Genomic DNA, 18,699 nt, shown 5'->3' on the forward strand with positions numbered 1-18,699 from the left:
ATGTCTTGCATCGTGACTTTATCATTTACTATTCACTTACAAAGCAAAATTAACGATTGACATTTTCTAATATTAATAAAAGTCTCAAGTCTCAAGTCTCGTGTCTGAAATCTGAAATCTGAAATCTGGCATCTGAAATCTAATTTCTTTTCATTTGTCAAGTGATATATTAGAATTTGGACCTCATCTTTGTTAAAAATAAATTTATGACTAAGAAACATATTGCAGTGGTTGGATTGGGTGGAGTAGGCGGATATTTCGGTTTCAAAATCAGCCAGGAAAATGAGTCCTCCAAAAAATATAAAGTCAGTTTTGTAGCCAGAGGAGAAACCTATCAGAAGGTAAAAGAAAACGGACTGGTTCTGATCTCACCTGAGCATCCTGTAGATCATACCCGTCCTGATGCTGTAGAACTGAATATCAGTGACGTGGAGAATGCAGACTTAATATTGATTTGTGTTAAAGAATATGATCTTGAAAATATCTGCCGCCAGCTTAAAGAGGTGATTAGCAGCGAAACGGTACTGCTTCCCATGATGAACGGCGCGGATATTTATGAAAGAATAAGAAAAATAATTCCCGATAACATCATTCTGCCGACCTGTCTGTATGTCGCTTCCCATATCAAAGAAAAAGGGATTGTAGGACATAAAGGAAAGGCAGGGAAAATGATCGTTGGCAGAGATCCACAACACTTTTCTGCTGATGTGAACTGGATAGTGGACCTACTGAAGGAAAGTAAAATTGACTTCGATTTTAAAGACAATTCACTGACGGATATCTGGACTAAATATATTTTCATCGCCAGTTTCGGATTGGTAACAGCGAAACATAATTCTTCCATCGGAACAGTATGCGCAGATGATGAACAGAAGCAGGAAGCATCAGAAATCATGAAAGAAATAAAAATGATCGCTGATAAAAAAGAGATCGCTTTAGACGAAGATATCATTCAGAAAACCTTTGAAAAAGCAGCTGGATTTCCCTTCGAAACGCCTACATCTCTGCAGTTGGATGTCAATTCCGGAAAAGGAAATAACGAACTCGAATTATTGGGTGGTGCCGTTTTGAATTTTGGAAAGGAATTGGGTATCGAAACACCTTTCACACAAAAAATTTATAATGAGGTTAAGAAAAAATAGGTTTTGGCTAAAGCCAGAGGAAAAATTTTACAGGAAAGGCGGGTTAAAACCCGCCTCTATTGATTTTTAACTATGACCAGCAAAAAATTCTCACAGATTTTTGCAGGCCAATTTGTGATCATTTGTGCAAAATATTGGTGGGATTAGTGTTTAAAAACAAAGATTCGTTTAGCGATGTAAAAACTCCTGCCGTCTAAATAAGATTTCATCAGTTTCACGGTACTCCGGATCATCTACACAACAGTCTACCGGACAAACCGTTTTGCACTGAGGTTCTTCATGGAAACCTTTACATTCCGTACATTTTCCGGGGACAATATAATAGACATCGTCAGCGTAGGCCTGTTGATAGGCTCCTGCATCAGCTTCAGTACCGTCCGGAAAGACCACTTTTCCGGAAAGTTTGGTTTTATCCTGCCAACGCCAGTCAATAGCACCTTCATAGATCGCTGAATTAGGACATTCAGGTTCACATGCTCCACAGTTGATGCAGTCATCTGTTATTGTAATAGCCATATATATTTTAGTTTACAGGTTGGTTTTAAAAAAGGGATTTCTTTCCACCTTTGATGGTTTCGGAAATCCCTTCGTCTAAACATAACTTAAATGAAAAAAAACAGTGGGCTGCAGGCATTGATCGGTTCATTGCCCAGGCAGCTTTCTTTTATTTTTAGGAATTAATTGTGTGCAATTTCTATGAAAAGACCATCCATTGCTGCCGTAAGCTGAATTTGGCAAGCCAGTCTGCTGGAAGGTAAAGTCGTAAAAAGTTCAGATAAGAGTGCTTTTTCAATATCTCCTTTTTCTGGCAGCATTGAAGTTTCATTCAGAATGTAGCAATGGCAGGTCGCGCACATCGCCATTCCTCCGCACATCGCTTCCATTGGCAGTTCGTAAGCTTTACATAGATCTTTAAGGCTTAGCCCCATTTCCAGCGGGCAGATCAGTTCATGGATATTTCCGTCCTGATCCTTTACCGTAATCGTAATTTCGTCCTTCATGATAATCAGTCAAGTGTTGATCCTGGTAGTTTTAATGATGGTGTTGTACTTTTTCTATCCTTTTTGTTGTAGCAATATTGATCAGCTTATCAAATTTATCAGAATACAGGGAAGATATTTTTGTTGGATCTTCATGGTCGAATAATGCCGCTCTGATCACAGGAATACTGAAAGGAATAGGCCATGCCCGAAGAGATTTTGCGACCGCATCCATTGTATTGATACCCTGCATGGCGTGAAGTCCATCTGCCCAGCACACGAGTCCAACCGTTTTATCTGTAAGGTAAGGCTGATAATGACCGGAAGTCACTTCAAGCCAATCCAGGCAGTTTTTCATCACTCCCGGAATGCTTCCGTGGTAAAGCGGGGCAAGCCAGAAATGAATGTCTGCTTCCAGAAACAGTTGGGTCATACGCTCTACAGCTAGAGGTGTTTTCGTAAGCGTCACATCAAAAAGAGGAATCCCTGAATCTGCCAGTGTAAAGACCTCCGTTTGGAATCCAGATTTCTCTATTCTTTCTGCAAAGTATTGGGAAATCCGTCCAGAGGTAGATTCCGGTCTTTGTTCTAATGAACCGTTAAATATAATTGCTTTCATTGTTTTTTAAGTTTTAAAAATGACTTTAGGCAAGCCAATTTCACCATACATCAGACTTTTAACGATAGGTTTCAGGAGCCCGGCTGCTAATAAATAAAGTGCAGGATCATGATCAGTGCTTGCCCGGACGACCACTTTCTGATTTTTATAGCATTTCAGGTCTGCATACATGAGACGGCGTTTCCAGAGATCCAGCAGAACCGTTTCAGCATTATTTAAATCGGCATACACAGCATAAGGGGATAATTTTTCCATTAACATCATAAATGCCCACGGTGGAATGATGGCATCGGTAGAACAGATGATCCCTACAGCTTTTTCGTTGTACACAGAAAAATCTACGGCAGCAATGGATTCTTTAAATTCTTTCTCCTTTACAATCATGCCCATAAAAAGATGGTCTTTGATATCCAGCTCTACAATTTCTGTAGTAGGTTTGTAGTTTAAAAGATCAAGGGCAATAATTCCCGAAGCTTCTGCTTTATTGATGAAAATTTTCTGATTCATAATTGATTTTTAATCAATGTTTAATAGGACTATCTGATTTTTGATAAAGCTTCTTCATATTTTTTTTCTACGGCCGACCAATCCAAAACAGACCAGAATGAATCCAGATAATCTGCTCTTTTATTCTGATAAGCCAGGTAATAAGCGTGCTCCCAGACATCTATTCCAAGGATAGGAAAACCTCTGCTGACAGATTGGGTATCCATCATGGGATTGTCCTGATTGGGTGTAGAAGTAATAGCCAGCGAGCCACTGAATTTTACCAATAGCCATACCCATCCGGAACCGAACTGTCCGAGACCGGCTTTTTTCATTTCAGCTTTAAAATCTTCAAGACTTCCAAAACTGGCCTTGATGGCTTCTGCCAGTTTTCCATCAGGATTTAATTTCGGTTGTGGAGAAAGAATTTCCCAGAATAAAGAGTGGTTGAAGTGTCCGCCACCGTTATTCCTTACGGCAGGGCTGTATTCACTGATTCTTTGAAGGATGGAATCCAGATCGGTAGAAGTTTCTCCAGCTGTCTGTAAAGCTGCATTCAAATTATCAACATAGGCCTTATGGTGACGTTGATGATGAATGGTCATTGTTTCTTTATCTATAAACGGTTCCAGAGCATCATAAGCATAAGGAAGCTGAGGTAATGTAAATGAGTTCATTATTTTATTTTTTTTGATTAATGTGTTTCAAAGGTAACAATATATTTTAATAAAACAACTTTATGGTTGTTTTATAGGGCGGATCAATTTAAATGCAATAAATTGATTATGATTGAATTAATCATTAAAATTGGAAATTATAGAAAATGACTATATTTGTTGTAGGAAATAAAACAACTTAAATATTGTCAAATGAAGAAGCCGGCAGCAGACCGAATCCTGATGTTTTTAAAAATGAGAGGAGAAGCCACCTCACTTTTGATCTCTAAAGAACTCTCTATTACAAAAGAGGGTGCGCGGAAGCATTTACTCAATCTTGCTGAAGAAGGGCTCATCACCTCCATTTCAAAAAGCGAAGGAGTAGGGCGGCCCTCTACCTATTATACCCTTACAGAAAAAGGTTTAGCCCAGTTTCCAGATTCCCATGCTGATGTAACGGTACAGATTCTGCGCTCGGTAAAAAATCTCCTGGGAGAAAATGCATTGGATCTATTAATCAATGACCGGGAAAAGAATACGTACGAGCGGTATGAAAAAGCCCTGATAAAAGCAGAATCTCTGGAGCAGCGTTTGGACGTCCTGGTAAAAGCCCGCAGTGAAGAAGGGTATATGGCAGAATGGACAAAAGAAGGCAATGATTATTTCCTCATAGAGAATCACTGCCCAATCTGTGCTGCTGCCGCTGAATGCCAGGGTTTTTGCCGCGCCGAACTGTCTAATTTCCGGAACCTCATCGGGAAAGACTATCAGGTAGAAAGGGTAAACCATATTTTGTCTGGCGGGCAGCGGTGTGTGTATAAAATTAGTGGGTGATTTTTTTAGATAAAAGATAAAAGATAAAAGATAAAAGATAAAAGATAAAAGATAAAAGATAAAAGATAAAAGATAAAAGATAAAAGATTTTTTGACTAAACATCAATAGGAGCGGGTTTTAACCCGCTTGTAAAATGGAATTATATTCATCCGGCTTTAGCCAAATTTCTATGATAAAATTTCAAACCGGTTTTTCTGAAATATATAAAATCACCCAATTAAAATTCAATAGGAGCGGGCTTTAGCCCGCTTTTAATTTACAAATATTACCAATGGCTTTAGCCAAAACCTAAATTGCAATTTCACAATATTATTAAATCCACTTCTCAATAAGTTGAAGCCAGAATGCCCTTTCCTCGTCAACCACAAATATCGCAGATGATTTACGACGTGTCACCGTACTTCCTGTCGTCTGAATTTCAATATAAGAAGCCAATCCATGATTTTCGGTAGCGCGCACCTCAATATTTTCAAGGACGATCTTTCGGTCAGGAAATTGACCATAGGCTCCCGGAAGCCATTCTGAAAATGCAGCTAAAGTGATGGTATCACTATTACCAGTGATCATTTTAAAATCTTCATGAAAACCGGACAGAAGCTTTTCGTAAAGGCTCTCCTGATCCTCTTTTCCACGAAACCAAGCTTCAATATCGATATGGAATTCTTTGATTTCTCTAATGATTTTCTCTGTGTTATTCATAAGTTTAAATATATAATGTTTTGCATTAAAAAGGAATGAAATTTAGTTTTCGCGATATTTCAACAGCTTTCTATTGATGAAAATCCCTACGGTCTGAACTACAGCAATTAATAAGACTGCCAGAGCAAAAGCTTTTGGAAATCCTACATATTCTATAGCACTGAAAAAGACAGTTCCAATAATGGTCCCACCGGTTACACTACCAATCTGTATGCTGATACTAATCAAACCAGAGGCCTGACCTGCTTTTTCTTTACTGACCAACGCTATGGTTTTCCGCATCATCACAGGCATAATAATACCATGACCCAATCCTGCCAAAAACAGACTGATATCCATTATAGGGGATGGTTTCTCATAAAAAACAATGAATAATGAAGTCAGGGTAAATCCAACAATTAGCAGACCCAAACTTGCATAGATCAGAGTATGTGAAGACAGCTTTATCCTCGCAACAAGCAGCGGTCCAAGAAAGAAAGCTATCCCGTATGGAATAATAGCCAGGCCTGTTTCTATCGGATTCTGGTGCAAAAACTGCTGCAAATAGTACGGATAACAGATAAACAGCCCCGACGTAAAATTATAAAAGAAAATAATCAGAAGGCAAAGAACAAATGGGCGGTGCCCCAAAAGAGTTGGATCTATCAATACAGGCTTAGCCTCACGCAATGATTTGACCTCATATTTATAGAACATTACCAACACGAAAATCCCCGATAACAGAATGGCAAATATCCACCATGCCCAATCGTATTTCCTGCCGAAAATAATGGGACATATGATCATCAGCAGCGAAATGATGAGCAGGAATGCTCCGGTAAAATCAATATTTTGTCTTCTCTCTTCCCGGTTATTGTCCATTGTAAAATGAATACCGATCATACAGAGCAAGGTAACCGGTACATTCACCAGGAATACCATTTCCCATGAAAATGCAGTCCAATGGAGATTGAGCAGAAAGCCCCCCAGCAATTGTCCCGCCACAGAAGCCAGTCCGAATACAGAACTGAAGATACTTACTGCTCTGGGCTGTTCATTGTTGTCGAACAGAACTCTGATGGAGGCCAGAACCTGCGGCGCCAGAAAAGATGCCCCAACTCCCTGAAACAGGCGGGCGATAATCAGAAATGTGATATCAGGAGAAAAAGCACAGGCAAGCGATGAAAATAGAAAGATGTATAATCCCAGGATAAATATTTTCTTTCGGCCATATAAATCTCCTAAACGACCGCCACAGACCACAAGGGCTGCGTAAGTGAGTCCATAAATGGCAACGACCATCTGCAGCTGATGATCACTGGCATTAAAAGCTTTTTTGATAGAAGGAAGGGCCATATTGACGATAAAATAATCCAATGGAGAAAGAAAAGCTCCGGCGGTCAGATATCCAAGAGCCTGCCATCGTTTAGGATAAATATTCATATTTTTTTTGCAAAATTAACCCCTTATTGTACCTGTAAAATTGTATTTTTGGAGGAAAAAAAAGTACTGAAACATGAAGTTGTTATCCGTTGAGCGCATTGATGTGAAGGAAATCAAGATTTGCCATGAAGAAATCACTCTCAAAACCCAAACCTTTCTTTCACTGGTTTATGTTCTAAGGGGGCAGGGAATGCTTACTTATGACGAACGTACCATTACATTCAAAGCATCTAAGCTTTTTATCATTCCCCAACACCAGCTGTATCGTTTTAAAAGCGAAGATGCAGAACTGGCCGTCATCCAGTGCCCCATTGAATTCATTGATAAAATAAGACTGGAAGCAGACCGTATAGAAAGCTGTGAAAACCTCCATAAATTGCAGTATATCAGCACTAATTATCATGCAAGAGCTGGCTGTGTATTCCGTAATAAGGATGACGAACGATTTGCTGAAGTCCTTATTGTACAGATTGCAAGGGAGTATAAGAATAAAACGAATGATTATCTGATCATCCGGAACGCGATCTCTATTCTGCTGAATCTTATTGCCAGAAATATCATATACAGTGAAACTTCCGATCTGCAGCAGAACACAAAAGCTTTCTCTGTCATGAAGATCATCACTTATATCCAGGAGCATGTAAAAGATAAGGAGAAAACCAGGATTCATGCAATAGCAGATCATTTCGGGATTTCCAAAAATTATTTCGGAGAATATTTTAAGCAACATACCGGTGTCTCTTATCAGGACTATCTGCTGGATTACCGCCTGAAACTGGTTGAAACCTACCTGAAGTACAGCAGTGTCCGACTCAGTGAAATCGCATATGAACTTCAGTTCAGTGATGAAAGTCACCTGTCCAAACTTTTTAAAAAGCACAGGAATATGACGCCTAAAGAATTCAGAAAGAGTGCTTTAATTAAACCAGATCACGAAGGAATTTAGGGGTAGTTTGTTTTTCCCGACTTTATAACTTCCCTCTTCAGACACCCAGCTTCCTTTCCTGAAATTCAATACTTCGTCAATATCTCCATCAGCATAAGTATAGATACCAGTTTTTTAGAAGACTGGTATTCCGGATTCAGCTGGTCCCGTATTTCCCCTAAAGCTTTGCTTAATTTATTACTTACGGTTTTGTTGCTGATGCCTAAAGCTTCTGCCGTTTCATCAACTGACATATTTCTTCTGATTCTCATGTCATACACACTTTGCTCCGTGGAAGGAAGCTGTGAAACCACCTCGTCAATCATAGACAGTAAAGCAGAGACCTCATTTTCTTCCAGGATTTCAAAATATTCTGTATCTGAAATGTTCATTTCTCCGGAAGGATCAAATTCGTCAATACTGATGGTAGACGGTATCTTTTTAGAGCTGTTATAATGGTCGATGATCCGGTAATGGAGGTATCGCAGCAGGTATCCTTTTGCACTTTCAGATTCATCGGTATGTATGGAAGCCGTATCCTCAAGAATCTTGATCCAAAGGTTCTGAAGCAGTTCCTCCGACATTTCTTTGTCTCTCGTTCTCATAAAAACAAAACGGTAAAGACTATCCCAATACCGCTCATAAAGCAGCATGAATGCAGGACGGTCCCCTGATTTTATTCTCTTTAATATTATATGGTCTGTAGGCTTCATATTGGTACCGCAAAATTACCTAAAGGAAAATTAACTTTTTATGAACTTTGGGGATCCTAAGATTAATTATTTCTGAAAAACATCCCCGAAATGTGAATCAAATGTTGAGAAAACATGAAATCTGCTTAAAATTATTAACAGGTTGGTTGTAATGTGAATACAATATTAAGAACCGCCTGGGGAAGTTTTTCATTTTCACAGTCTTATAGATAGAAGTATCTGTGAATACCATGAAATATTTTATGAAAAGCCAACCATATAAGAATACTGCAGCTTTCGTTTTTAAGCTCTGGCAAAGGGAAGTTTCCGAAGAGAAAATCTCAGAAAAAGAAGATGAATTATTAAGTCAATGGAAAAATAAGGCGGAAGAAGATCTGGATAAGATTCATATGAAAGAATCTAAAGAAAGAGTTTTATCTGCATTGGAACTGTATTTTATCAAACCTGTAAAAAATGCCCCGGTTTATCAATTAAAAAAATACGCTTACGCTGCTGCGGCTGTAGTGATACTTCTGTTGTCAATAGGAGGAATCCTTACTTATCATACTTTTTCTAAACCGGATACCTATACTGCTGCCTCCGGAAACCGTACCATCTATCTGAAAGATGGTTCCGTAGTGACTTTATTAAAAGGAGCAGAACTTACCGTTGATAAATCGTTTCCTGCTTCCACAAGGATTGTAGATCTGAAAGGAGATGCTGTTTTTTCTGTAGCCAAATCAAAAACACATCCATTCATTGTACAGGCGGACGGTTTCAGTACCAAAGTATTGGGGACTGTTTTTAAAATCTCCCAGTCCGGGAAAGATAAATCCGTACACCTTTATGAAGGAAAAGTGGCTGTATCCTCGGTTGGAACGGAAGTTTCCTACCTGAAACCCAATCAGAAGTGGACGAATTTCGGGATCGCGCATACCACAGCAGTGATATCCATTACTACAGAAAAGAAATCAGGGATACAGAAAGCAGAATTGCTGTCATTAAGCTTCAATGATGTTTCATTTAAAGAAGTTGCAGATGTGATGCAGGCCAACTATAAAATCAAGATTATATACCCAAAGGAGACTGCCGAGAAAAGGATTACAGCAGACTTTACAGGAGGCGCGGCTGATGAAAATATGGAAGCACTGGCCTTTATACTGGGACTGGAAGTACATAAAGAAGATCATATCTACACCTTGAAAAAATAGAAATCAACCTCGGGAATTAACATTAAAAAATAAACTTTTAATCAAAAGAGAATTTGAACATATGAAAAGATTGAAATGCGGTCTTACCGTTGTGGCAGTATTTTTTACGGTAGCAGCCGAAGCACAGGAACTGGTCCAGAAAGTATCATTCACTGTCCCGGCAAGCAGGCCTCTTATTGAGGTGCTGGAAGATTTTGCCGGAAAAACGGGAATGCGGTTGGCTTATTCTAAAATGGATATCAAAGAACTAAAAGTGAAAGGCGTAAAATGTGAAAATACTTCTGTCAACAACTGTCTTAAAGATATTACAAGCGGACTTCCGGTAGCATTCCGTCTCCGCGGAGATCTGATTTCAATAAAATATGAAGGCACAGGTATTTCTGTAACAGGAGACGGCCGGATTTCCGGTAAAATAGTCGACGAAATAGGAAATCCCGTTACCGGAGCCGAAGTTACCGTTGCAAAGAAGACCATCCTAACCGATAACAACGGCGATTTTGTAGTGGATCTTCCTTCAGGAATCTATACACTTACTGTAAAAGCTTCAAAATACAGCCCACTGAGGGTAGAAAAACTTTCAGTCAGCAATAATGAAACCAGTATGGTATCATTTGCGATGAAACAGGCATCGGATAAAATAACAGATATTAAAGAAGTGGTCATTACGGCCACCCGAAAAGCAGATACCCAGGCAGGACTTCTCGCCCAACAGAAAAAAGCGGCTCAGATGAGTGACGGAATCTCTGCTGAACAGATCGCAAAAACTCCCGATAATGACGTTGGCGGAACATTGAAAAGAGTAACGGGAATCACGACGATCGATAATAAATATGTAGTGGTACGTTCCATGGGAGAACGTTGGAATACAGCAGCGATGGACGGGATCAACCTTCCAAGTACCGAGGCATATAACCAGAACTTTTCATTTGATATTATTCCTACTTCGATGGTGGAAAGCATTGTGGTGAGCAAAACCGCAACACCGGATATGAATGCCAGCTTTGCAGGCGGTTACGTAGAAGTAAGAACGAAAGATATTCCCAATGAAAACTTTACGACAGTAAGCGTAGGAACTTCCTATAATGACCAGTCGGCCTTTAAAGAATTTCTGACCCGTAAGCAGGGAAAATATGATTATTTCGGATATGATGACGGAACAAGAGATTTTCCTAAAGGTCTGGAAGCTACAGACTGGAACAATCCTCTGTTTTTTGAACAGTCTAAAAGATTTACCAATGACAACTTCAGCACCTTCAGGACCAAAGCTGATATGGGATCAAACTTGCAGGTGGCTCTGGGAAGAACTTTTGCCCTTAACAATAGCAATAAATGGGGATTTGCCGGAGCATTTACTGTCAGGAATGAACAGAATAAACTGGATATTGACCACACAGGAAGAGGAAACTGGCTGGACACCACAGTACCTTATGATCCGGACTGGCAGGCGAATGGGACAGATCCTATCGTGTTTTACAATTTCAAAAATAAAGGAGCCTCCTATAATTATAATTCTACGTTAGCAGGAATGTTGAATTTCGGGTTACAACTAGGAAAAAACAGAATTTCCTTCCGTAATTCTTACACCCATATCTACGATAATACATTGACCCGAGTGACAGGCTGGAATGAATATACAGGAGGTAGCGGAATGGCTGCCAATGCTGAAGCCTCCTATAATTATCTGTATCACGGAATTATTCCTAATAATGATCCCGCACAGATCAAAGGTTTAGACAAACCCTATACAGACAATACCAATTATCCTATTTACCAGACGCTTTTGCAGAATAAACTGGAAGGAAATCATAAAATAGGAAATGCAGAAATCAACTGGTTTGCTGCAAGGACAGGCGTGAAATCTGATACTAAAGATTATACACAATACCTGAGTCTTTATGATTTTATAGGAAGTGAGATCCTTACCTATCACAGGATCTATAATTCCGGGTCCAATTTTTACAGAGGATACATCGCCAATAAAGAGACGGATTATAACTATGGAACTTCCGTCAAATGGAATATGGATGCAGGAAACTTTAAAAATGATATTAAAGCAGGCTATGCCGGTGTTATAAAAAACAATACCAACCAGCAGGAGAAGTTTTTTTTAAGAGTGGATGAAAACAGGGACGTTCCGAGCAGCGAAAAAAACTTTATCACCATGTATGGCTCTTTAGCGCAATGGTTTGACGGTTCTAAATATGCGCCGGGAGGCATAGGCTGGCAAACCAGACCCATGTATAAAAATGATAAGTATGAAGGGAAAGTAACCCAAAATGCATTCTATGTGATGTTTGACAACAGATGGAAGAATAAATTAAGGTTGGTTTGGGGACTTCGTGCTGAATATTTTAAGTATGACCTTATTTCTCAACAGTTGGACACGTCAGATAATCAGACGATTACAAAAGCTCCTGTAGATGATAAGCCATGGCAATGGATGCCTTCCGCGAACTTCACTTACAGCCCTACCAATAAGATCAATCTAAGGCTTGCCTACAACAAAACGGTTATTCGCCCTCAGTTCAATGAGAGAACAGGACTGCCGTATTTTGATCCGGTAGCCAACGGTTTGATTTATAATACAGAAATGACCTCAGCGGTAGTCAATAATTATGATTTTAAATTTGAATGGTTTCCGGGTCTGGGTGAAATATTCTCTGCAGGATTATATTATAAGGATATCGACAGGCCTATTGAGCGTGAAGGACGTCTTTCTAACGAAGGAAACCTGTTTCTGTACAACGGAAATTCTAAAAATGCAAAACTGAAAGGAGTAGAAGTGGAAGTACGGAAAAATCTGGGCTTTATCGCAGAGGGATCTCTTTTAGAGAAACTGTATATCAATGGAAATTTCACGTATAACACAACCAAAGTAATCGCTTTTAAAGACCAGTATAAAACGGGTGATAATGATCCAACCTACGAAGTGGAAAGACCTCTTTACGGACAGACCCCATATGCCTATAATTTAGGAGTGACCTACGATGGAACCCGTTTAAATGCCAGTTTTTTATACAATGCTAAAGGCGATCAGTATATCACTGTAGGATATGCCTATAACGGTGAAGAAATACAGCGTCCGTATGCAGTAGCAGATGCCCAGGTTTCCTATAAATTCTTAAGGAATAGAAATCTGGAAGTTAAATTCAATGTCAGGAACCTTTTCAACAGGGTGAAAGAGTTTTATAACAATTTCAACTCCTATTCGGTGCCAAACGGATCTGCGGGAAGTACGATATCAACAGATCGTGAGGCGTGGCAGCTTCTCCCCGGAGCTACGGACAAATATGACAAAAATATCGATAAGATTACATTCCGTGCTTACAGTGGAAGGGTATTCGGGGTAAGCGTGAACTATACCTTTTAAAAGATTATAAAAAACAGAATAAAGAGCTCATTAATGCAATGTACAGGTTTCGGAAACCTGAGGACGATCCGGATCAATACTGATGATGCGCACAGCAGTACCGGATCAGATAAAAACCGGACGCTGCTATTGTTCCCGGATAGCAGTGGATAAGCAGGGAACCCCGGCAGGACAGCTCCTCCTGAAATGCAGGGTGAAGATAAAACCAAATCGCAGGAATATAGAGGCGGATGTTCCTAAATATTAAAATTTCGGTCATAAAAATAATATAACCGGATCTAGTAAAAATTATAACAATGAAAAAACTAACTTTAATTGCTGTTGCAGCATTATCTCTTACTGCTTGTCAAAATGATCACCTTGCAGATTCTTCTACTCCGTTTGAAATGCAGTCTGCTTCTGCGGAATATATTACAGCTTCTTCACTTCCTGTAACAAGTGTAAGCGGTGATATTACTTCAAATACAACATGGAGTGGTGTAGTAGAACTTGATGGTATCGTAACGGTAAAGAACGGTGCTAAATTAACAATCCAGCCAGGAACTTTCATTAAAGCAAAACCAAATGCATCGAATACGGCTACAGGAGTTCTTGTGATTTCTAAAGCAGGTTCTATTGATGCTACAGGTACAGAATCTCAGCCAATTATTTTTACAAGTTATAAACTGTTAGACGGAGATGAAAATACAACGGCTGCTCCTGGTGACTTCGGGGGTGTGATTATGTTAGGTAATGCACCTACCAATACACCTGATACTAAAACGATTGAAGGATTAACAGGTTCAGATTTTTATTACGGAGGTACCAATGCATCTCACAACGGTGGAACATTGAAATATGTTCGTATTGAATTTGCAGGATTTGATCTTTTCGCTCCAAACTCAGGAAACGAAATCAACGGACTTACTTTAGGAGGTGTTGGAAACGGAACTACTTTAGATCATATCCAGGTTTCTTACGGTAAAGATGACTCTTTCGAATTCTTCGGAGGTACCGTTAATGCTTCTAACCTGGTTTCTTTTGCTGCGGATGATGATAATTTTGACTTCGACAACGGATATACAGGAACCATCACATGTGCACTGGCTTTAGCTGATTACAATTCTACACACAGTCTTAGCGGATCAAGCCCGGACTCAAACGGTATTGAGCTTGATAACAATGCAGACGGTTCTGTTACCCCGCTTATTACCAATCCTGTCATCAACAATCTTACGATAATAGGTGCTAAAAGTGGTATCTCTGGTCAGGGATCAGCATACGAAAACGGAATCCACATCAGAAGAAGAGGTAAATTAACATTAAACAACGTAGTTGTGTCAGGATATCCTGTAGGAATCAAAGTAGAAGGTACAGGTTCTGAACTTTCTTCAGCTTCCAACCTAAACTCGATCCAGGTACACGGATTTACAACTTCTGTTACAGGTACAGGTACATCAGGAATTCCTGCTGCTAACCTATTAACAGGAACTACTGCTTCATCTTGGGGTATGAGCCAGCCGTTCTTCAACGAAGGACCATGGAACGTATCTCCTAGAAACTGTGGAAACTTCCAGGGAACTTGGACAAAATATAACTTCTCTATTCAGGAATAAAAACCTTACATGCAGGGGAAGCTTCCCATGTCTTTCCCTGCTTTTTATTTTTCAAAAATCTCTAATAATCTGTATTATGAAAAAACTATTTTTATTATCTATTGTATTGGTATCACAGGCTGCCGTAGCACAGTTTCAGGTATGGAGCAATTCTTTTGATACCCCCGCTGATCTTCAGGGATGGACTACCCATGACCTTAACAACAACGGAAACGGATGGGTACAGGGACAAAATATCTACTTCAATGGTACCGCTCTTACTTATGGTACTTCGGGAGTTCTCCGGTATTCAGTAAGTTTGGTTCCTACAGGTAATACTGCCGGTTTCGGTACCGAAAACGACTGGATTATTTCTCCGCAGATCAATCTGGAAGGAGCAGCCGGGACCATCAGTCTGGCCGCCTATATCGGAAGACAGAGAACCACACACCTTAATTTTGGACGTGATCTGTTTATTTATGTAAGCACCCCTCAGAAGCCGGTTCCTGAATTGTCAGATTTCCAGGCAATGACCGTAGATGCAAGCGGAAATGATATTCCAAGTCCATACCGAATCATAGCCGGAACTTCCAGCAACCCTTTCCCAAGTGATCTTACTCAGTTTAAAGAAAATCTTATTGATATTTCTGCTTTTGCCGGTAAAAAGATCTACATCGGGATGTGGTCTAACAGAAAACCGAGCGGAAACAATCTGCAGAATATTAACATCGATGAAATGGCTATTTATGCATCAACATTCCTGGGTACAAAGGATGTAAAGAAGAAAGAAAATGTAACTCAAATAATGGAAAACCCGGTAAAGGAATTCCTTCAGCTTAAGTTAAATCCAGCCTTTAAAGACAATATAACTCAGGTTACTATTTACAATGGAGCCGGACAGAAGATACTTTCAGCACCATACAGCAAATCCGTCTCTGTAGCATCATTGCAAGCGGGAATGTATATAGCGGAAGTTTCTGACGGAAAAACAATCGAAAGACTGAAGTTTATCAAAAAATAAGCAAACAGTCATGATCCACCAACCTACAGATGATTTCTGGAGGAATTGACCATGAAAACTTTAATCGATCAAAACAGATTTGAAGCTTCCCCGCAGAGAATTTTTGATTATCAACATATCCAACTTAGTTTTTTTATAATTATTCTATTGTCCCGTTGACCAAGGGCGGGACAATATTTCTAAGTTAGATTTTATAATTTAAAACAATATAAATGAATAAGTTCATTGCACTTTTATTTTTTACTCTATTGGTTTCCTGTGCGGACAGCAGCGTTATGCAGCCGTTTGATAAATCGCAGAAACCTGCTGAAGTTAATATCAAAGGATATTCAAAACCGGATGTATTACAGCTGAGGCTGAACGGGGTTCCGGTATCCATCAACGGAAGCACTTCCTACACCAATAAAATAGAAACCAAACTTGATTTCGTCCTGGATGAAGGCGAAACAGACCGATTGGGAATCTACAACAATGAAACGGGTACTGAGGTAGCCCATTATAACATTACCTACGATAATATCAATGACTATAGAACCCTGAATTTCTTCAATCTTCCGGGCATTTTTCTTCAGGCTTCTGCCGTAAAACCGCAAGTGAATCTGGGGAAAGTAGGATTTGAATTTATTTTCCCGAATCTTGGGGAATATTCCAATACCCCATTGACGAATGTGAAAGGAATTCTGAAAAGAGAGAATGGAGTAGTACTGGCAGAATTCGACAACATTGGAAAGAAGAGCTTTACAGAGGTAAAAATATATAACTATTTCAGCAATACGGCTCCTGTTTATCTGGAATTGTATAAACCTGGAACCTCCACTCCCTATACCGGATCTGAAATCATTAAAGTAAAAATAAAACAGGATATGGGAGCCAATCTGATCGTTATTCAGGAAAAAATGGAAAATGGCATCCTTACGGTCAAAGGAGAGATCGATGTAGCAGATTACCTGTAAAACCAGTCTGTCTCTATGAAGAAATATATTTGTTTTCAGCTCATACTGCTTGTTGCAGTTTCCCTATTGATCTTCTCATGCAATAATAATGATGATGAGGGTGGTCCCCGTTTCCCGGAAGGAAGTACAGAATCTGTGAATCTTTGGGTACAGGACAGTATGAAACGGTATTATTACTGGGCAGAACAGATGCCCGCCAAACCGGATTACCATCTTCCGGTGAAAGACTTTTTTAAAAGTCTGCTATCCTCTCAGGACCGTTTTTCATTTGCAGTGGATACTCAGGATCCTTCTTCCTATCCGCGTTCTGTCCGGAATATGTATGGTTTTGATTACGCCGTCATACAGCTACCTAATGGAAATGTAGTGACCACCGTTAAACTGGTTATGAAAAATTCTCCGGCATTCAATTCTGGGCTGCAGAGAGGGATGATGATCACCAAGATCAACGGTAAAGCGATTACTGCATCCAACGCAGAAGCATTAACCTCATCGATTAAAGATCAGACTGTGATAGATCTTACGGTAGGAAACTGGAAAAATGGAGCAGTTGCTGATGAAAAGAACGTCAAAGTCTATTATGGATACTCCTTTGAACAGCCGTTAGAGTCTAAAATATTTGAAAAAAACGGTAAAAAGACCGGGTATCTCTACATTTACGATTTTCCGGATGGAATGACACCAGCCCTGAGCCAGAAATTTGCTGAATTCAAAGCTGCCGGAGTACAGGAACTGATTTTGGATCTCCGTTACAATTACGGTGGTTCAGTATCTTCAGCTGCAGCACTTTGTTTATTAATTCCGCCGGGAATTACGTCCTCCTCACCATTCATTGTCTATAAAGGAAACAAAAACGGAGGAGAAGTAAAAAGAACCTTTGCCCAGCAGATCACTTACGATAATCATGCCCTTGATTTCAATACCCTTCGTGCCCATTCTTTAGGTTTGAATAAAGTATACATTCTCACCTCGAACAGTACGGCATCTGCGTCGGAGATTGTGATCAATAACCTTAAGCCTTATCTACAGGTGGTTCAGGTAGGAGATGTGACGTTGGGGAAAGATATGGCAGGATTTATGGTCGAAGATAAAAGAAAGCCTAAAAAGATCTCATGGCAGCTGCATCCTGTTATCTATAAAGTTTTCAACGCGAATGGGGAAGGAGCCTACAGCAATGGAATTGTTCCAGAGGTTGCAGCCAGTGAATATGGAACATTACCTTTACTTCCGTTGGGAGATTCAGAAGAAGCCTTAATTTCGTCTGCTTTGAACAGTATTTATTCAAAATCAGCAGGTAAAAATGCCTTAGATCAGAGTGTTAAGATTTTATTTCAAAGCGATACGCCTTCTGCAGCCATAGGAAAATGATGTCTTTTAAGCTTTACTACATAAACCAACAGCCATGCAGGGAATAGAACCTAAATTTCACAGCAGCCTTACGGACCGGATGGAGTATTACCGCGGTCTGCTGAAAAAAACAGCCGTGGATCCCGATATCCAGCCTTCTGATATGATTTCGAGAATTTCAGAATTAAGCAAGTTATATGAAGATTATCTGGCCAATAAAAAGCAATTGGAAAGGAGTATCAAAAATTACAGACAGTATCATAATGATCTGCGTAAGCAACTCACTTTACGGGTTCGTGAATTAAGGCGAAAAACTAGGCAGAAGTGATTTTAATTTAACTACAAAAGGTGCAAAAGTTTTAACACTTTAGTTGTTTTTAAGTTGAATGCTTTGAGAGTAAGAAGCTCACCTAAGTTTAAAAAAATCAGAGATTTTTATATTCACAACACTGAAATCTGTGTTATCTGAAAAATCTGTGGGAATGTTTTAACCACAAAGCACTTTAGTTATTTATAAGTTGAAAGTTTGATGTATAAAAAGTTCACCTAAGTTTTTAGAAAATCAAAGATTTCTTCATACTCTTAAAACCTTATCAGTTCGTAATGGTTTAAAAGGATTCACTATCATCAGAATCTGTAAAGGTTTGATTTTTTGGGATGAAATCCATACATTTATCAAGTTAAGTGGACAGATAACGAGTGTATGGATCCTGATTGGTTTAGTTTTTCTGATTATGTAAAGATATTCTGGCAGTTCTCCTGGCCGC

18 protein-coding genes are annotated in these 18,699 nt (G+C 39.4%); 10 read left to right on the plus strand and 8 right to left on the minus strand.

Annotated features, from left to right (window positions below):
- The first annotated feature begins 206 nt into the window (after window positions 1-206).
- Window positions 207-1,142 carry a ketopantoate reductase family protein gene (locus NZD88_RS17055; protein ID WP_259830725.1) on the plus strand — a complete coding sequence of 312 codons (936 nt, stop codon included), beginning with the start codon at window positions 207-209 and terminating at the stop codon, window positions 1,140-1,142.
- Between the two features lie 168 nt (window positions 1,143-1,310).
- Here the strand turns inward: NZD88_RS17055 and NZD88_RS17060 are convergent, their stop codons facing one another.
- The 5 genes from NZD88_RS17060 to NZD88_RS17080 all read right to left on the minus strand — a co-directional run bounded on the left by NZD88_RS17060 (window position 1,311) and on the right by NZD88_RS17080 (window position 3,904).
- Complete coding sequence (locus NZD88_RS17060) at window positions 1,311-1,658, minus strand: 4Fe-4S dicluster domain-containing protein (protein WP_259830727.1); 348 nt, start codon at window positions 1,656-1,658, stop codon at window positions 1,311-1,313.
- Window positions 1,659-1,819: 161 nt separating this feature from the next.
- Window positions 1,820-2,143: a 2Fe-2S iron-sulfur cluster-binding protein gene (locus NZD88_RS17065; RefSeq protein WP_259830728.1), complete on the minus strand. Its 324-nt coding sequence runs from the start codon at window positions 2,141-2,143 to the stop codon at window positions 1,820-1,822.
- Between the two features lie 31 nt (window positions 2,144-2,174).
- On the minus strand, window positions 2,175-2,741 hold the full coding sequence (locus NZD88_RS17070; RefSeq protein WP_259830730.1) for an NADPH-dependent FMN reductase: 567 nt from the start codon (window positions 2,739-2,741) through the stop codon (window positions 2,175-2,177).
- Between the two features lie 6 nt (window positions 2,742-2,747).
- A complete protein-coding gene (locus NZD88_RS17075) occupies window positions 2,748-3,248 on the minus strand; it encodes a DUF2480 family protein (RefSeq protein ID WP_259830732.1) in 501 nt (166 codons plus the stop codon).
- Window positions 3,249-3,277: 29 nt separating this feature from the next.
- Window positions 3,278-3,904: a superoxide dismutase gene (locus tag NZD88_RS17080; protein WP_259830734.1), complete on the minus strand. Its 627-nt coding sequence runs from the start codon at window positions 3,902-3,904 to the stop codon at window positions 3,278-3,280.
- A 192-nt stretch (window positions 3,905-4,096) separates the two neighbouring features.
- Between NZD88_RS17080 and NZD88_RS17085 the strand changes: the two genes are divergently transcribed.
- Window positions 4,097-4,717, plus strand: coding sequence for a helix-turn-helix transcriptional regulator (locus NZD88_RS17085; protein WP_259830736.1), 621 nt, complete (start codon window positions 4,097-4,099; stop codon window positions 4,715-4,717).
- A 313-nt stretch (window positions 4,718-5,030) separates the two neighbouring features.
- On the opposite strand, the gene NZD88_RS17090 is transcribed toward NZD88_RS17085, so the two are convergent.
- Window positions 5,031-5,417, minus strand: a complete 387-nt coding sequence (locus NZD88_RS17090; protein ID WP_259830737.1) for a hypothetical protein — start codon at window positions 5,415-5,417, stop codon at window positions 5,031-5,033.
- Window positions 5,418-5,459: 42 nt separating this feature from the next.
- Window positions 5,460-6,839 (minus strand): MFS transporter, encoded by a 1,380-nt coding sequence (locus tag NZD88_RS17095; RefSeq protein ID WP_259830738.1) that lies wholly within the window; start codon window positions 6,837-6,839, stop codon window positions 5,460-5,462.
- A gap of 73 nt (window positions 6,840-6,912) precedes the next feature.
- On the opposite strand from NZD88_RS17095, the gene NZD88_RS17100 reads away from it, so the two are divergent.
- Window positions 6,913-7,785: an AraC family transcriptional regulator gene (locus NZD88_RS17100; protein ID WP_259830739.1), complete on the plus strand. Its 873-nt coding sequence runs from the start codon at window positions 6,913-6,915 to the stop codon at window positions 7,783-7,785.
- 65 nt (window positions 7,786-7,850) lie between these two features.
- Here the strand turns inward: NZD88_RS17100 and NZD88_RS17105 are convergent, their stop codons facing one another.
- On the minus strand, window positions 7,851-8,477 hold the full coding sequence (locus NZD88_RS17105) for an RNA polymerase sigma factor (RefSeq protein ID WP_259830740.1): 627 nt from the start codon (window positions 8,475-8,477) through the stop codon (window positions 7,851-7,853).
- Window positions 8,478-8,719: 242 nt separating this feature from the next.
- Here NZD88_RS17105 and NZD88_RS17110 point away from each other — a divergent pair, with 242 nt between their 5' ends.
- The 7 genes from NZD88_RS17110 (at window position 8,720) to NZD88_RS17140 (ending at window position 18,260) form a co-directional block, all read left to right on the plus strand.
- Window positions 8,720-9,667 (plus strand): FecR family protein, encoded by a 948-nt coding sequence (locus NZD88_RS17110; protein WP_259830741.1) that lies wholly within the window; start codon window positions 8,720-8,722, stop codon window positions 9,665-9,667.
- Between the two features lie 61 nt (window positions 9,668-9,728).
- The gene (locus tag NZD88_RS17115; RefSeq protein ID WP_259830742.1) at window positions 9,729-13,037 is read left to right on the plus strand and encodes a TonB-dependent receptor; all 3,309 of its coding nucleotides are present in this window, start codon (window positions 9,729-9,731) and stop codon (window positions 13,035-13,037) included.
- 296 nt (window positions 13,038-13,333) lie between these two features.
- Entirely contained in the window at window positions 13,334-14,632 is a 1,299-nt protein-coding gene (locus NZD88_RS17120; RefSeq protein WP_259830743.1) for a hypothetical protein, read from the plus strand.
- Between the two features lie 76 nt (window positions 14,633-14,708).
- Window positions 14,709-15,632: a T9SS-dependent choice-of-anchor J family protein gene (locus NZD88_RS17125; RefSeq protein ID WP_259830746.1), complete on the plus strand. Its 924-nt coding sequence runs from the start codon at window positions 14,709-14,711 to the stop codon at window positions 15,630-15,632.
- 212 nt (window positions 15,633-15,844) lie between these two features.
- The gene (locus tag NZD88_RS17130) at window positions 15,845-16,585 is read left to right on the plus strand and encodes a hypothetical protein (RefSeq protein ID WP_259830748.1); all 741 of its coding nucleotides are present in this window, start codon (window positions 15,845-15,847) and stop codon (window positions 16,583-16,585) included.
- Between the two features lie 15 nt (window positions 16,586-16,600).
- Window positions 16,601-17,953, plus strand: coding sequence for a S41 family peptidase (locus tag NZD88_RS17135; RefSeq protein WP_259830750.1), 1,353 nt, complete (start codon window positions 16,601-16,603; stop codon window positions 17,951-17,953).
- A gap of 34 nt (window positions 17,954-17,987) precedes the next feature.
- The gene (locus tag NZD88_RS17140; protein WP_259830752.1) at window positions 17,988-18,260 is read left to right on the plus strand and encodes a hypothetical protein; all 273 of its coding nucleotides are present in this window, start codon (window positions 17,988-17,990) and stop codon (window positions 18,258-18,260) included.
- The last annotated feature ends 439 nt before the right edge of the window (window positions 18,261-18,699 follow it).

The organism is Chryseobacterium pyrolae (genome assembly GCF_025153485.1).
Classification (GTDB): Bacteria; Bacteroidota; Bacteroidia; order Flavobacteriales; family Weeksellaceae; genus Chryseobacterium; species Chryseobacterium antibioticum.

What these genes read in the sequence shown, in the direction of transcription:
- NZD88_RS17055 (WP_259830725.1), top strand. Translation starts at nt 207, where the DNA reads ATGACTAAGAAACATATTGCAGTGGTTGGATTGGGTGGAGTAGGCGGA.
- NZD88_RS17115 (WP_259830742.1), top strand. Translation starts at nt 9,729, where the DNA reads ATGAAAAGATTGAAATGCGGTCTTACCGTTGTGGCAGTATTTTTTACG.
- NZD88_RS17100 (WP_259830739.1), top strand. Translation starts at nt 6,913, where the DNA reads ATGAAGTTGTTATCCGTTGAGCGCATTGATGTGAAGGAAATCAAGATT.
- NZD88_RS17130 (WP_259830748.1), top strand. Translation starts at nt 15,845, where the DNA reads ATGAATAAGTTCATTGCACTTTTATTTTTTACTCTATTGGTTTCCTGT.
- NZD88_RS17125 (WP_259830746.1), top strand. Translation starts at nt 14,709, where the DNA reads ATGAAAAAACTATTTTTATTATCTATTGTATTGGTATCACAGGCTGCC.
- NZD88_RS17090 (WP_259830737.1), bottom strand. Translation starts at nt 5,417, where the DNA reads ATGAATAACACAGAGAAAATCATTAGAGAAATCAAAGAATTCCATATC.
- NZD88_RS17095 (WP_259830738.1), bottom strand. Translation starts at nt 6,839, where the DNA reads ATGAATATTTATCCTAAACGATGGCAGGCTCTTGGATATCTGACCGCC.
- NZD88_RS17120 (WP_259830743.1), top strand. Translation starts at nt 13,334, where the DNA reads ATGAAAAAACTAACTTTAATTGCTGTTGCAGCATTATCTCTTACTGCT.
- NZD88_RS17110 (WP_259830741.1), top strand. Translation starts at nt 8,720, where the DNA reads ATGAAAAGCCAACCATATAAGAATACTGCAGCTTTCGTTTTTAAGCTC.
- NZD88_RS17080 (WP_259830734.1), bottom strand. Translation starts at nt 3,904, where the DNA reads ATGAACTCATTTACATTACCTCAGCTTCCTTATGCTTATGATGCTCTG.
- NZD88_RS17075 (WP_259830732.1), bottom strand. Translation starts at nt 3,248, where the DNA reads ATGAATCAGAAAATTTTCATCAATAAAGCAGAAGCTTCGGGAATTATT.
- NZD88_RS17135 (WP_259830750.1), top strand. Translation starts at nt 16,601, where the DNA reads ATGAAGAAATATATTTGTTTTCAGCTCATACTGCTTGTTGCAGTTTCC.
- NZD88_RS17105 (WP_259830740.1), bottom strand. Translation starts at nt 8,477, where the DNA reads ATGAAGCCTACAGACCATATAATATTAAAGAGAATAAAATCAGGGGAC.
- NZD88_RS17060 (WP_259830727.1), bottom strand. Translation starts at nt 1,658, where the DNA reads ATGGCTATTACAATAACAGATGACTGCATCAACTGTGGAGCATGTGAA.
- NZD88_RS17065 (WP_259830728.1), bottom strand. Translation starts at nt 2,143, where the DNA reads ATGAAGGACGAAATTACGATTACGGTAAAGGATCAGGACGGAAATATC.
- NZD88_RS17070 (WP_259830730.1), bottom strand. Translation starts at nt 2,741, where the DNA reads ATGAAAGCAATTATATTTAACGGTTCATTAGAACAAAGACCGGAATCT.
- NZD88_RS17085 (WP_259830736.1), top strand. Translation starts at nt 4,097, where the DNA reads ATGAAGAAGCCGGCAGCAGACCGAATCCTGATGTTTTTAAAAATGAGA.
- NZD88_RS17140 (WP_259830752.1), top strand. Translation starts at nt 17,988, where the DNA reads ATGCAGGGAATAGAACCTAAATTTCACAGCAGCCTTACGGACCGGATG.